General features: G+C 61.8%; 12 protein-coding genes. All 12 read right to left on the bottom strand.

The annotated features are described in order from the left end of the window. Positions 1-2: 2 nt before the first annotated feature. The 12 genes from asnB to LOL23_RS10575 all read right to left on the bottom strand — a co-directional run bounded on the left by asnB (position 3) and on the right by LOL23_RS10575 (position 13,811). The gene (asnB, locus tag LOL23_RS10630; RefSeq protein ID WP_160981530.1) at positions 3-1,901 is read right to left on the bottom strand and encodes an asparagine synthase (glutamine-hydrolyzing); all 1,899 of its coding nucleotides are present in this window, start codon (positions 1,899-1,901) and stop codon (positions 3-5) included. Positions 1,902-1,938: 37 nt separating this feature from the next. Next, positions 1,939-3,063 carry a glycosyltransferase family 4 protein gene (locus LOL23_RS10625; RefSeq protein WP_237173568.1) on the bottom strand — a complete coding sequence of 375 codons (1,125 nt, stop codon included), beginning with the start codon at positions 3,061-3,063 and terminating at the stop codon, positions 1,939-1,941. Between the two features lie 67 nt (positions 3,064-3,130). Further along, on the bottom strand, positions 3,131-4,480 hold the full coding sequence (gene murJ / locus LOL23_RS10620) for a murein biosynthesis integral membrane protein MurJ (RefSeq protein WP_160981534.1): 1,350 nt from the start codon (positions 4,478-4,480) through the stop codon (positions 3,131-3,133). 18 nt (positions 4,481-4,498) lie between these two features. Next, positions 4,499-5,524: an SDR family oxidoreductase gene (locus tag LOL23_RS10615; RefSeq protein WP_160981536.1), complete on the bottom strand. Its 1,026-nt coding sequence runs from the start codon at positions 5,522-5,524 to the stop codon at positions 4,499-4,501. A 12-nt stretch (positions 5,525-5,536) separates the two neighbouring features. Further along, complete coding sequence (tviB, locus tag LOL23_RS10610; RefSeq protein WP_160981538.1) at positions 5,537-6,811, bottom strand: Vi polysaccharide biosynthesis UDP-N-acetylglucosamine C-6 dehydrogenase TviB; 1,275 nt, start codon at positions 6,809-6,811, stop codon at positions 5,537-5,539. A gap of 51 nt (positions 6,812-6,862) precedes the next feature. Beyond that, positions 6,863-7,939: an MraY family glycosyltransferase gene (locus LOL23_RS10605; protein ID WP_160981626.1), complete on the bottom strand. Its 1,077-nt coding sequence runs from the start codon at positions 7,937-7,939 to the stop codon at positions 6,863-6,865. Positions 7,940-8,450: 511 nt separating this feature from the next. Next, positions 8,451-9,155: a 2-polyprenyl-3-methyl-6-methoxy-1,4-benzoquinone monooxygenase gene (gene coq7, locus LOL23_RS10600; protein ID WP_439652090.1), complete on the bottom strand. Its 705-nt coding sequence runs from the start codon at positions 9,153-9,155 to the stop codon at positions 8,451-8,453. A 96-nt stretch (positions 9,156-9,251) separates the two neighbouring features. Then, complete coding sequence (locus LOL23_RS10595; protein ID WP_160981540.1) at positions 9,252-10,025, bottom strand: hypothetical protein; 774 nt, start codon at positions 10,023-10,025, stop codon at positions 9,252-9,254. Continuing rightward, complete coding sequence (locus tag LOL23_RS10590) at positions 10,022-10,918, bottom strand: SCO family protein (RefSeq protein WP_237173567.1); 897 nt, start codon at positions 10,916-10,918, stop codon at positions 10,022-10,024. Before LOL23_RS10590 ends, LOL23_RS10595 begins: the two co-directional genes overlap by 4 nt. A 10-nt stretch (positions 10,919-10,928) precedes the next feature. Next, positions 10,929-11,525 (bottom strand): c-type cytochrome, encoded by a 597-nt coding sequence (locus tag LOL23_RS10585; RefSeq protein WP_160981542.1) that lies wholly within the window; start codon positions 11,523-11,525, stop codon positions 10,929-10,931. A 15-nt stretch (positions 11,526-11,540) separates the two neighbouring features. Then, a complete protein-coding gene (locus LOL23_RS10580; protein ID WP_160981544.1) occupies positions 11,541-12,134 on the bottom strand; it encodes a cbb3-type cytochrome c oxidase subunit II in 594 nt (197 codons plus the stop codon). A 3-nt stretch (positions 12,135-12,137) separates the two neighbouring features. Continuing rightward, the gene (locus LOL23_RS10575; protein ID WP_237173566.1) at positions 12,138-13,811 is read right to left on the bottom strand and encodes a cbb3-type cytochrome c oxidase subunit I; all 1,674 of its coding nucleotides are present in this window, start codon (positions 13,809-13,811) and stop codon (positions 12,138-12,140) included. Positions 13,812-13,897 lie beyond the last annotated feature (86 nt).

The raw sequence follows: 13,897 nt of genomic DNA, 5'->3' as shown, positions 1-13,897 counted from the left end.
GCCTACTTACTCCCGTGCCGATGATGCTCCAGCCATGCCTGCGTCATCAGCACACTCCATAAATGCGTGCTCCAGTCATGCGTACCGGCCTGATGGGCCTGCCATTTCTTCTGGATCACATCGGGGCGAAACACCCCCTCATCGCGCAGGCGCTGCGGCGCAATGAGCGCAGCAGCCCAGTCTTTCAGCGGGCCGCGCAGCCAAGCCGCCAGCGGCACTGAAAACCCTTTCTTGGGGCGATCCACCATGGATTGCGGCACGTGCCGGTACAGCACCTGGCGCAACAGCCATTTCCCTCTGCCCTGGCGCACCTTGTAGTTCAGCGGCAGCCGGCGGGCAAATTCGAAGATGCGGTGATCCAGCATCGGCACACGCGTTTCCAGGCTGGCCGCCATGGCCGCCCGATCAACCTTGACCAGGATGTCGTCGGGCAGGTACGAGACCGCATCCAGCAGCATCATGCGCGTGTACAAGTCACCTTCCGCGTCGTCGTCGAAGACAGTAGCGGGCGGCTGCGCGCCCGCCAACGCCTGGGCAGGATCGCGCCAGTACGATACAAACTGCTGATAAAAAGCGCCGGCGTGCGGGGCCGCCAGCACATCGGCCAATTTGCCAACGCGGTCGCGCACACGCCCGCCTGGCATGATGGCGGCGCCTGCCCGCGCGGCAGCCGCAAAAGGTCGCCGCATTGCTTCGGGCACGGCCTGGCGTTTTGCCCACCAACCCGCGGCGCGAAAGTAGCGCGAATAGCCGCCAAACAGCTCATCGCCGCCATCACCCGATAATGCCACTGTCACCTCGCGGCGCGCCATGCGCGTCACCAGCACGGTAGGCACTTGGGAAGAGTCCCCAAAAGGTTCGTCATACAGGCCGGCCAGCGTAGGGACTACCGCCAGCGCGTCGTCGGCCCCCACATACAATTCGGTGTGGGCAGTGCCCAGATGCGACGCCACCATGCGCGCATGCTGCGCCTCGTTGTAGGCTGGATCTTCAAAGCCGATCGAGAAGGTGCGCACAGGCTGCGGGTTGTTCTTCTGCATCAACGCCACCACCACAGAAGAATCAATACCCCCTGAGAGAAAAGCGCCCAGCGGCACATCGGACAGCATCTGCCCTTTCACGGATCTCGTCAGCGCATGTTCCAGCGCGTCCACCGCTTCTGTATCAGACCCAAAAGACAAGGGCGTTTCCGGTTCGGCCGGCACTGCGGTCCAGTATGGCACCGGCGACGGGCTTTCACCGCGCGCGCACTGAGCGGCTGATATGCACACCCAATGGCCCGGCGCCAACTTGCCTATGCCCTCAAAGATACTGTAAGGCGCAGGGATGTAATTGTGCCGCAGCAGCAGCGCCAGCGCACGCTGGTCCAGTGGCGGGCCGAAACCAGGGATGCCGCGCAGCGCGTTCAGCTCAGAGGCGAACACCAGGTTGCCCTGCGCATACCCCCAATACAGAGGCTTTTCGCCAAGGCGGTCGCGCATCAGCGTAAGCGTGCGGTCCTGCCTGTCCCACAGCGCCATGGCAAACATGCCCACTGCCGCCTTCAAGGTAGCCGGCGCGCCCCAGGCGGCCATGCAGGCCAGTATGGTCTCGGTATCCGAATGGCCGCGCCAGTCGGGCGCTTCGCCCTGCTGTTCCAATTGCGCGCGCAGATCGAGGTGGTTGTAGAGCTCGCCATTGAGCACCAGCGCATAGCGCCCACAGGCCGATACCATGGGTTGGTGGCCCGCCGGCGTCAGGTCGAGAATGGCCAGGCGCACATGGCCCAGCGCCAGGCCGGCCCGCGCATCTTCCCAATAGCCCTCACTGTCGGGCCCGCGATGCCGCATGCGGCGGCATCCTTCTGTCAATGCGGCGCGTTTGTCGGGCAAGGCGCCCCAGATCCCTGCAATTCCACACATTATGTTCGCCTCCGCGGCAATCGAGCCTGCTCTGCCATCAACGTCCTTCGAACACATGCCCCCACAGCGCCATGACCCGGGCCGTGGAAAAGCGATCCCGCACATCCACCGCGCGCCGCGCATAGGCGTCGCGCTTTTCAGGATGCGCCATCATGTCGGATAAATGGGCCGCCAGCGCCTCATGATCGGATACTGGCCGCACCAGCACGCCATCTATGCCGTTACGCACGATTTCGCGCGGCCCCGTATCGCAGTCGAACGCAACTGAAGGCAGACCGCTGGCCATGGCCTCAAGCAGTGTGTTGGACAAGCCCTCGACCTCGGAGCTCAGCACGTAAAGGTCAGACTGCACATACCAGTCACCCACATTGCCCACCCGGCCCGCCAGCATCACCCTGTCGGCCACACCCGCGGCATCGATCTGCGCCTGCAACGGCTCGCGCAACTCGCCTTCCCCAAGGATAACCAGATCCCAGTCCGGAAAGTACCGCGCCACCAGCGCAAACGCGCTGATCAACACATCAAAACCCTTTTGCGGATGCAGGCGCCCTACGGCCAGCAGGCGAAAGCGTCCGCGCCGCGGCGGCGGCTCGACAATAGGCTCGACGCGTGCCAGCGGCCAGCGCACAGCATTAGGAATGATGGCGAGCCGGGTGCCCGGCACATGCTGTTCCAGCCACTGCGCAGTGCCGGCCGTGAGCGCCACCACCATCTGCGCCTGCGGATAAGCCCAGCGGCGCAGGCGCTCCCAGGCGCCGGACAGATTCTGCGAAGGCGGATGGGTGTGCTCAGTGGCAACCACCCGACAGGCGTGGCCGCGCGCGGCGATCACTGCCAGGATCGACGACGTTGTCATCATGCCCAGCACGATGGTGGGCCGTACGCGGCGAATCAGCCGCCGCAGGCGCCAGACGCGGCGCACATTGGCCCATATACCGCCCAGGCCACCCTGGCTGGCGCCAGCCATGCCCAGCACGTGCCGCTCCACGCCCTGCGCCAGCGGGTAGGCATCTGACTCGGGCCCTTCCTGGGTGGCGACGGAGACTTTATAGCCCTGTCGCAGCCAGTAGGCGCTCAGGTCGGCAGCCACCCGCTCGGCTCCGCCACCGGCCAGCGAATGAATAACAATCAGCAAATGAGGCTGAATAGGGGAATGACTCAATGCAATACCTGTGAATTCTTGTTGAGCGATCGCGACGGCCAGACGGTTTCCGGCCGCGCCGCATGGTTCAGGACGCCGCCCGCGCCGGCGGCGGCGGGCGCATGGCAACCAGCACATAGCAGCAGTAGGACGCGGCGTACATGATGCTGGTGGCGAGCATAATGCCTTGCGGCCCCATCTGAGGCGCAAGCAGATCATTCATGAGAGCCTTGACGGCAAAATTGGCGACAGCAATGGCTGCCATGATGCCATAACGGTTTTGGCTCGCCAGCAACTGAACTAGTATCAGCACCCCGAAGTAGAACGGCAGCTGCAGCATCCCCCACCGCAACACACCAGCCACTACCACAGTGTCTTGGGCCGTAAACGCACCCCGCTCGAACAGCAAGGCCACGCCCCAGGGCGCGAGCAGCCAGCCCGCCGCCGTGACAGCGGCGCCCGCCGCAAGCATCAACACCGACCATTTCAACGCCGTCGTGCGTGCGTGCGCCACATCGCCACGCCCTTGGATATCCGCCAGCACAGGCAGCGCCGCACGCCCTACGGAGGCGGCGCCCACCCCTAGCAGCAGCGACAGCAGGCGGCTGGCGTAGCCGAGCGTCGCATTCGCGTTGGCCCCCAGGCTGGCTGCGGTGTATTGGTCGATGGGCCCGACAAAACTCATGGCAATCTGCCCCAGCAACATGATGCCGCTGGCCTTGACCAGTTCGGGCCAGTGGGCCGACGCAAGGCCCAGCCGAGGCCTGCCCCACATGCCATCAGCGCGCTGAGCCAATTTGAGCAGCCATATCGACTGCAGCAGATACCCGACCAGCGTGCCCCATAACAGAGGCCCCGTGCTGTCCACTGTAGTGGCCAGCATCACCCATACCAGGATGACAACAGCCGGCACGCTGTCAAGCAGCGTATTGATATGGCGTTCGCGGGCGCGAAGGCGGGCGGCACTCAGGCCAGTCAAGAGGGTAAGCAGTGCGGCGGGCGCGAAGGCCAGCATGAGTTCGCCACTCATGCGGCGCGCGGGGTCGGGCAAGCCTTGGCCCGCTAGCTGCAGCACCAGCGGCCAGGCGACATACATGCCTACCCCCAGCACCACGCCGAGCATAACAAGCCAGCCGTGTAATTCCCCAAGAAACCTGGCCCTGTCGGCACGCCTGTCGTAGCGCATGCGCACCAGCACGGGGATGAGCACCACCGAGAGCGCACCCACGATCGTGGCGGGGATCCAGCTCCCCATCACCATGGTGAACTGGTAGGCGTCGACAATGTCGCTCACACCGTAGCGATAGGCAACCGCCATTTCCTTGAGCGCACCGGCGACTTTGCCCAGCAGCAGGAAAAACGCAACGCGCAAGGCGCCCTGCGCGATGCGCCTATGATCCGAATGCAGCCCGGCGAGCCGTTGCTTCAGTGAGGCCAAATCAGCGGCTCGGCACGTTTAGCGCAGGAACTGCGTATACCAGGGCATGGAGACTTCCAGGCCCTGCACGATATTGTGCATGGGCTCATAGCCCAGCAGTTCACGCGCCTTGGAAATATCGGCCTGCGAGTGCCGCACATCGCCCGCGCGGAATTCTGCGTGCACCGGTGGCTTGTCGTACACAATACCAGTCTTGCCCAGCGCAGCCGTCAGGTAGTCGAAGAGCTGATTCAGGCTGGTGCGGGCGTTGTAGGCCACGTTATAGACCTGGTTGACGCCATCGGGTTGTGCCAGCGCGGCCAGTATATTGGCCTGCACCACGTTGTCGATGAAGCAGAAGTCGCGGCTGGTTTCGCCGTCGCCATTCACGACCACGTCTTCGCCCTTGATCATGGCCGCTATCCACTTGGGAATGACGGCAGCATAGGCGCCGTTGGGATCCTGGCGCTTGCCGAACACATTGAAGTAGCGCAGCCCGATGCTGCCGAAACCATAGGCCCGCGCGAACACATCAGCGTACAGCTCATTCACGTATTTGGTAACCGCATAGGGCGACAGCGGTTTGCCGATCTGGTCTTCGACCTTAGGCAGTGCCTCGTGGTCGCCGTAGGTGGAACTGGACGCCGCGTAGACGAACGACTTGACCTCGGCATCGCGCGCCGCCACCAGCATGTTCAGGAAGCCGTCCACATTGACGCTGTTGGATGTAAGCGGATCCTTGAGCGACCGCGGCACCGAGCCCAGCGCCGCCTGGTGCAGCACATAATCGACGCCCGCCGTCACCTTGCGGCAGGTGTCCAGGTTGCGGATGTCGCCCTTGTGGAATGTGAACCGGGCCCAGCGCTCAGGACCCACGTTTTTTTCGACCTCATCCAGGTTGTACTGGTGGCCAGTGGAGAAGTCGTCCAGGCCGACCACCTTCTGGCCGAGCAGCAGCAGGGCCTCGAGCAGGTTGGAGCCGATGAAGCCGGCGCAGCCGGTCACCAGCCAGACTTTGGGGGACTCCTGGAGGCCGGTGGTTACCTTTTCATAGCGGGTTGTCATTGCAGTACCTCTTTACAAACGCAGGTCAGATTCAGACTGTGCCAATGCGTACTTAAGATCGTACAGCACATGATCCGCTTTGCCGAATGCGCGTATTGCAGCCGCCCCCATCTCGACGAACTGATGGTGCGATACGGCCAGGATAATCCCGTCGTACGAACCTTTGGCGGGTTCCGCAACCGGTGTGATCCCATATTCGTGCACCGCTTCGGCGGGGTCGACCCATGGATCGTACACATCGACATCGATGCTGTATTCGCCCAACTCGCGCACAATATCCACAACGCGCGTGTTGCGCAGGTCGGGGCAGTTTTCCTTGAAGGTCAGGCCCATCACCAGCACGCGAGAATTCTGCACCTGGATGCGGCGCTTGGTCATGGCCTTGATCAGTTGCGACACCACATAGCCGCCCATGGAATCATTGAGCCGCCGGCCGGCCAGGATAATTTCGGGGTGGTAGCCGATGGACTGCGCCTTGTGCGTCAGATAGTACGGGTCGACGCCAATGCAGTGCCCACCCACCAGGCCCGGGCGAAACGGCAGGAAGTTCCACTTGGTTCCGGCGGCCTGCAGAACGGCTTCGGTATCGATGCCCATGCGGTTGAAGATCAGCGCCAGTTCGTTGATCAATGCGATGTTCACGTCGCGCTGGGTGTTTTCGATTACCTTCGCCGCCTCAGCCACCTTGATCGATGACGCCTTGTGCGTGCCTGCGGTAATGATCTGGCCGTACAACTCGTTCACCAGGTCGGCCACTTCGGGCGTGGAACCGGCCGTCACCTTTTTAATGGTGGACACGCGGTGCTCCTTGTCACCCGGGTTGATGCGCTCAGGGCTATAACCGGCAAAGAAGTCCTCGTTGAACTTCAGGCCGGAGACGCGCTCCAGAACCGGCACGCAGTCTTCCTCGGTGGCGCCGGGGTAAACCGTGGATTCGTAGATCACAATGTCGCCGCGCTTGAGCACTTTGCCCAGCGTTTCGCTGGCCCGGATCAACGGGGTGAGATCAGGCTGCTTGTACTCGTCGATCGGGGTAGGCACCGTGACGATGAACACATTCGCGTTGGCCAGTTGCTCCGGCTCGTTGCTGAATGACAGGTTCTTCGCCTCGGCCAGTTCCTCGCTGCTCACTTCCAGCGTGTGATCCCTGCCTTCTTTGAGTTCCGCAATGCGGCGAGGGTTGATGTCGAAGCCAAGCACTGTACGCTTCTTGCCAAATTCGACTGCCAACGGCAAGCCAACGTAGCCCAGACCGACTACTGCGAGTTTCACATCTTGAATCTGCAACTTGATTCTCCCACGCTAAAAAAACAGAAAAATAGATGGCCGCGCGCCCCGCTATTTACGGCGGCCGCGCCCCAGGGATGGCAGCAACAGCCACGAGGGCCGGCGCCATGACACCAGGCGCGAATACAGCCACAGATAGGCCGCGGCAAACAGCGCAATGCTGCCACATAGAATCCAGGCGTTGTCCCACCAGATCGTGGCAGGCACGAGGCCGATGAGCGCCAACACCCACAGGTAAGGCGACGTCATTGCATTGCACAGCGCCGGCACCGCATGACGCCGGTCGCGGCTGAACGTCACCCGCACCAGACGACGAAACACCAGTTGATGCAGATGCAAAGCATCGGGCTGATCCACCGGCGTGCCGCGCTTGAAACGGCGGCGCCAGATCGAAAACATGGTTTCAAACACTGGGTAAAAAAGCACAGCCAGCGCGTAGAACGGCGACACACTGGGGTTACGCACCACCAGTTGCACTGCCAGTTCAGCCAGCATGAAGCCCAGGAAGTACGCGCCGCCGTCTCCCAGGAATACACGCCCGAATGGGAAGTTCCACACCAGGAATCCCAGTGTGGCCGATGCCAAAGAAGTGGAAATCAGGAAAATGGGGGTGTCACCCACCTGCAGCGCAACCAGCGCCAGTGAAACGGCCATCAGCGTGGCAATCATGCCTGCCAGGCCATTCATGCCGTCGACGATATTGAGCGCATGCGTACAGCCCCCCACTGCCACCATCGTGAAGAGCAGGGATACCGGCCAAAATGACAGCACCCAGTCCGCCCAGGACAGCCCGACCCGCGACACGCCGCCAAGCAGCCACCACGCAATTGCGGCCGAGATAAACGCCGCCAGCAAGCGCTTGCCCGAGCCCACATCTTTCGTAATATCTTCAACCAGGCCCGCAACGAAAACAGGCATGGCAGCAATGAAAAGCACGGGCCAGAGCCAGGTGAGGGTCATGTTGCTGGGCCCAAGCACCAGCAGGCCCGCCAAGCTGCCCGCCACCACCGCCAGGCCCCCCACGCGAGGGGTGGAACGGGTATGGCTGGCCTGCGGCTTGTTCAGGTCTGTATCGCCGGTTAACTTGCCGTGCCATCGTTCGGAAACAACGATAAGGCCGCCGACCATGAACGCGACAATACAGATATAGAGCCAGGTGAAGGAGTCCCAAGACTGAGGAGACAATGCAAATCCTGTTCGAGTCAATATGTATGGATTGACGATATTACCGGTTGACAGTTGCGTAAATCCGGCATGCATCGGGTAATTAACGTAACAATACCTAAAACATCGCCGAAAAAACAAAAAAAAAGCCCGAGATCGTAAGATCTCGGGCTAAATCCACCAAAGGAGGAGGGTGGAGGAGACAACCGGGGCATGTCGCCGCTACGAAAGCCTTACGCTGTGCGTACTAGCTTGAGACCTGTGACTGAGGGTTTACCCGCTGCAATCACGTTGCGACATCCAATAACTGAATTGTATAGATTTCTTTTGTGCGTTGCAAGATCATTAGCCTGAAAAACTGTAACAACCAAAAAAGTGTGGCGTTTTCGATACTATGCCATAGGGCTATACCCTGAGAGGTAATTAAGTGTTAGTACGGATTGCAAGCCTTACCCTGGCCAGGACCACTCTGCGATCAGATGCGGTAGGCGGTGGTCGTCATGACCTTGGACATAGCCCGCATGGCCAAACGCACCGGAGCCGGCAAACGGTGGCCGCCATGCTGCTCTGCAGTATTGCGGTGCTTGATCTCGTCATCCCGCATCTGGGTGACAATACGGCGAGAACGCGCGTCATTGCTGGGTAAATCGTCAAGATGGCGATCCAGATGCTGCTCAACCTGGCGCTCGGTTTCGGCCATAAAACCCAGGTTGGCGCCCACGCCAGCCCGCCCCGCCACGACACCCAGCGTAAACGACCCAGCATACCAAAAAGGGTTCAGAAGGCTCGGGCGACTGCGCAACTCGGCAATGCGATCGTGGCACCACGCCAGATGATCCACTTCTTCGGACGCGGCCTGATAGAACACTTTGCGAATTGATGCATCGCGGCAAAAAAACGCTTGGCCGCGATACAAGGCTTGCGCACAAATCTCGCCTACATGGTTAACCCGCATAAGGCCGGCGGCGTGGCGTTGAGCGTCAGGGGGCAGCGCCTCGCCCCCCTCTTCGCCCGACGGCCCAGGCCGGCCCGCCGGATTGGGCCGCGCAGCCTGGACCGAACCGCCTAATATCTGCGCGGCACGGCCGAATTCTGCCAGGGCGCGGTCGAAAATGCCCATACGCCGCTCCAGGGGCCGAATATTGACGGTGCCCGAGGGCGTACCGGAAGAGGCTTCCATGTTGATTCCTTTCTGTGCTTGCCCGAGTGCCATACACACCCTTATTGCCATTTACAACCCTGCGCCAAAAAACGCGCTCGTATTACCTTATTGCAATTATCGCAAAAAGCCCGCGATCCGGCGCCGCCAGGCCCAAGCCCAAGCAAGCGGCAGGCCCAGCGCCAGCAGCAGCAAGCCCGTCCCAGCAATGACTTGATCCCCCAGCAGGTAGACATTGCACAGTCGCTGCGGGTTATCGCGGTAAAGCATGCCCACAACGGCGAGCATCCAGCAAAAGTTTCCCAGGAAAAACAGCTGAATCACCATATTGGCCCGCCGCAGGCTGTCATGCAGGATATAGCCCGCTGCCAGCAGGCTGACGTACTTGGCCACAGCAAGCGGCCACGCGAGTGCGGCGCCATCCAGCGCGCGCGGAATCATCCAGTAGGCGCCCACCAGGCTGAAAAACAACAAGCCAGGGATGCCATAGGCATTGAATCGCCCCACATGCCGGCGCCACCGCCCGTGCACACCTTTTCCTGGCAGCCGGTCGCCAACGCCGCGTCTCGTGCACGCTTCGGCCACCTGTCTGCTCCTTTCTCCGACCCGTTCTGTGTTGTGTTCGTCAGCCCGCCCCACGTATCTGTCGTCAGTACGCTCCGTGTGCCTTTCGTCGGCGGGCTTGCCGGCCCCATCGCTGTCAGCACGCGCGGCAGCGGCTAGACACACGCCAGCAGCCAGGATAAGCGGTATGTGCACCAGCATGTGCAGCCACATCGCGCCCGTCAGCAGTCTGTCGAACGCCACCGCCGCCAGGAGCAATGCCGGCCCCAGCCATGCAGGCGCGGGGCCGGCCGCGCGGAATGCCGAAAAATGAAAACCTGGCCTCATCGGTCTCCTCCTGCGGCGCGTATCCGCCAACCCGGCGTCTCGGCCTTGGCTGTCTCCGTTGGTGCTATCTCGGTCTTGATCATGGTGTTGCCGACCGCGCTTTCTGTGCTCTCACCGTCGCCAGCAAAACGCTTTCTGTCCGGCACGGGGCCGCCGATGGCCGAGCCGCCGTCGCGCGTGACGCGAATCGCACTATTCAGGTATGCGATCAGCCCATCCGGATCGCCGATGTCCATGACACGGACCAGGTGGCCGTCCGGGTGGACGACATGATAGGCGGCATTGTGCTCGTACTGCCCGTAGGACGCCGGCACGACGATAATGCCGAAGGCGTCCAGCAGCGCCTGCCGCCGCACGCCTGGCGCCAGCGTTGCCGTACGCCATAGCGCAGGATCTGCATGGCGCGTCTGGGCATAGCGGCGCAGATACTCGGGCGTGTCGGCTGGGTCGAAGCTCAGGCTCAGCAGCCTTACCCGATCGCCCCAACCGCGTTCGGCGATGGCCTGCTGCAGTTGCTGGAACTCCGCCCCCATCGCCAGGCAGATAGAAACGCAGCGCGTGTACATGAAATTGACGACCGCAATCCGGCCATCATCGCCCAGTACCCGCCGCAACGCTGTCTGCGCGCCGTCCTGGCCCACCAGCGGCGCATCAGGCAGCATGCGTGGCACACGCGCTATATCGACGCGTCGCGCAGCCTCGGTCGTCAGCACCATGAATCCCTCGGTCTGCCCATAGAACGCGAAGAAGCCAGCCAAACATACAAGGAGCGCCGCCACCACACTTTTCACACCAGATCCCGGCTCGCCGCCATGCGCCCCACCGACATGCATAGCACCGGCCTGCATCGCATTGGGATGCATCGCATCGGCATGTGGATCACTCGGCGGCACGCAGGCTCACCTACTTCATCGCGCTCAGTTCAGCATCTCCGTTCCAGGGCGCATCGTGGCTCGCCGTGGCCGCGCGCTGCGCCTTCACCAGCGCTTCGTCCACCGCGCCGGCTGCATTGCCGAAACTGGTGCGGATATGGCTCACCACAGCGGCGAGCTCGGCGTCACTTAGCTTGTCTTTGAACATGGGCATCATGCCGTTATAAGTGGCGCCCTGTACCGTCAGCGCCCCGCTGATGCCATGCAGCACAATCTGGATGGTGGTTTCCGGCTTGCCCGTCACCCACTCAGACTTGGCCAACGGCGGAAATACCCCGGCCAACCCCACACCCGTCGCCTGGTGGCAGGCGGCGCAATGGGCCGTATACAACTGTGCGCCATCGACCTTGCCGCCCTCCGCTGGCCCTGCCACCTTGAAATCCGCCGCAGTGCGCCTGTCGCCATACGACGGCGGGTTGGGCTGGTAGCTCAGGTACAGATACCCGATGGCCCAGGCAAAAAGCCCCGCCACAATGGCAAGCACCAGCTTGGGCACCGGCCGGCCGCCTTCATAGGGCTCGGGCATCTCGCGCCGCTGTGCCTGGGTCTGTTTCGATTGATCCGACATACTCTTCTCCGAGCCTCACCGAGCCTGTTCGGGCGGCGGCGCAACGGGATACGTGCGGTCCAGCGCCAGCAGGTACTGCACCAAATCCAACGCTTCCTGGCGCGCCACCACCACTTTGCCCGGTGGTTCGTAGCCCGGCGGAAGGTTCACTACCTTGTCGCCGGCCTCGGCCTTGTCCTTGATCTCGAAAAGAAAGGGGTAAGAAGGCATGATGCTGCCGGGTGTATAAGCACGCGGTTGATAAAGGTGCCCGAGGTTCCAGTCCACACTGGGCTGGCGCGCACCGATGTTCAGCAGATCGGGCCCCGTACGCATGGTGCCCAGCAAGTGCGGATGATCATAGTAATAATCGCCCGCCACGGGTGCGCGCCCCCAGCCGCGTGCAAAATCGGGGGCCTGCTGCTGCGCGCGGGGCTGCTGGGTATGGCAGTACACGCAGCCGTTATCGATGTATTGCTGCCGCCCGCGCAATTGTTGCGAGGTATAAGGCTTGAGGCTTGGCGACGGCTGCACATCCGACAACTGCATATACGGCAGCACGACCAGCGTGGCGGTGGCCAGCGCCAACGTGACCATGGCGCCGCTCAACAGTTTGTATTCGCTTTCCATAAATCAGACTTCCTGAGGAGCGATGGCCTGCGGCACCCGGCCGGATTGATGAAACAGCGCCGGGCCGACGCGCTTGCGGCCGTAGCGCAGCGCCATGGTGCCGAAGTGCAAGGCAAACACCAGATGGCCCAGCGTCATGAGGCTGCCACCCACGGTGCGCGCCTCAAGATAAGGCAGCGTGACATGCACGGAGTCCATGAAGGGACGGGCCGCGTCCAGCATGGCCATACCTTGCAGCCAACCGCCTATGCTCAGGCCCACGAAATACACGCTGAAACCCGCCACCACCAGCCAGAAATGCAGCGCGATCAGGCGCGGGTAGGGCCATTCCCAGGACATGACGCGCGGCATGACGAAATACACGGAACCGAACATCACCAGGGAAAAGAAGCCATAGAGCCCGAGATGGGCATGCGCAACAGTGAAATGCGTGAAATGGGTAACAGTGTTGATGCTGCGCAGCGCCTCGAACGAACCCTGCACCGAGCTGAGCGTGTACATCATCGCGCCCAGCACAATGAAACGCAGGGTAGGCGAATAGATCAGCGTACGGAAATGATGCCGCATCGTGAGGTGCTGGTTGACCGAGAATGCCAGCACCGGCACGATCATCATCATGCTCTGCACAATAGACAACGTGATCAGCCAGCTGGGCACCGGCCCGCCCACCAGGTGGTGGCCGCCGACCTGTCCGTAAAAAAACGCCAGCGCCCAAAAGCCCAGCAGCGACAAGTTGTACGACTGTATCGGCCGGCCAATAATTTTGGGCAAAAAATAATAGACGCACGCTAGCCCGATGGGGGTGTAGAACAGCCCCAGCACGTTATGACCAAACCACCAGTTCATCGTGGCCTGCTCCACCCCAAGGTGCACACCGGGCAGGTTGCCAACCAGAAACAGCACAGGAAACCAGAACAGCGCCGCACCCATATACCAGATGGACACATACAAGTGCTTGACCTTGCGGTTCTGCAGCGTGAAGACTAGCGGCAGGCCAATCAGCGCGCCGCCGATCACGAACAGAATATCGATCTGCCAAGGGATCTCCAGCCACTCCAGGCCGTCGTTAATGCCTGCCGCAATACTGCCCAGGCCCGCGATCAGCGCCGCGTTCCAGAGCATACAGCCCAGCAGCGCAAAACGTCCGCCCATCAGCTCGGTCTTGAGCAGGCGCGGCAGCGTCCACAGAGCAATGCCGAAAGCTGCCATCGGCGCCCAGCCGTAGGCAACCGCGTTCAAGTGCAGGGTACGGATGCGGCCGAATGTCAGCCAGGCATATTGCGTCAGAAAATCCGGCTCGTGCAGTTTATAAGAGCTGATCAGGCCCGCCAGCGAAGCCAGCACCAGCCAGCCCACCGCACATGCCAAAAAGACGAATACGACGCCCGCCGAAGACCTGTCCGCCCGGATCCGGCTGGCAAGCTCGGTGCTGGCCGCGACAGGGTCCACAGATGCGGCGGCGCCGTGTTGACGGGCGTCCACTGCCTGCTGCAGCGCCCGCTGCTGGGCCGGGGTGGCCGAAGGCTCTTCAACCTTGCCGATCTCGCCTTCGGAAAAAATGACGTTGGCGGCGGCGGGGTTGTCGTCGAACAGGTGGTGCCGGAGCGACCAGATGAAGATAAACAGCCCAGTCACCGATAGCACGAAGGCCAACAGCAGAATGACAGTGGTATTCATGGGGGGCTTTCCAAGGGAACGATATGCCGAAACGCGTCGCACCACATTGTTGAAGCACCACCGTTTCAGACCGAAACGTTTGACAT

It is taken from the genome of Paracandidimonas lactea, from assembly GCF_021653995.1.
In the GTDB taxonomy this organism is placed as follows: Bacteria; Pseudomonadota; Gammaproteobacteria; order Burkholderiales; family Burkholderiaceae_B; genus Allopusillimonas; species Allopusillimonas lactea.
Note: the sequence above shows the minus strand (reverse complement) of the source record. Positions and strands in the feature narration are given on the sequence as shown.

Excerpts from the sequence above, each read along its gene's own strand:
- LOL23_RS10580 (WP_160981544.1), bottom strand. The coding sequence starts at position 12,134 with ATGGAAAGCGAATACAAACTGTTGAGCGGCGCCATGGTCACGTTGGCG.
- LOL23_RS10595 (WP_160981540.1), bottom strand. The coding sequence starts at position 10,025 with ATGAGGCCAGGTTTTCATTTTTCGGCATTCCGCGCGGCCGGCCCCGCG.
- LOL23_RS10575 (WP_237173566.1), bottom strand. The coding sequence starts at position 13,811 with ATGAATACCACTGTCATTCTGCTGTTGGCCTTCGTGCTATCGGTGACT.
- LOL23_RS10585 (WP_160981542.1), bottom strand. The coding sequence starts at position 11,525 with ATGTCGGATCAATCGAAACAGACCCAGGCACAGCGGCGCGAGATGCCC.
- asnB (WP_160981530.1), bottom strand. The coding sequence starts at position 1,901 with ATGTGTGGAATTGCAGGGATCTGGGGCGCCTTGCCCGACAAACGCGCC.
- coq7 (WP_439652090.1), bottom strand. The coding sequence starts at position 9,155 with ATGGAAGCCTCTTCCGGTACGCCCTCGGGCACCGTCAATATTCGGCCC.
- LOL23_RS10615 (WP_160981536.1), bottom strand. The coding sequence starts at position 5,524 with ATGACAACCCGCTATGAAAAGGTAACCACCGGCCTCCAGGAGTCCCCC.
- LOL23_RS10605 (WP_160981626.1), bottom strand. The coding sequence starts at position 7,939 with ATGGTCGGCGGCCTTATCGTTGTTTCCGAACGATGGCACGGCAAGTTA.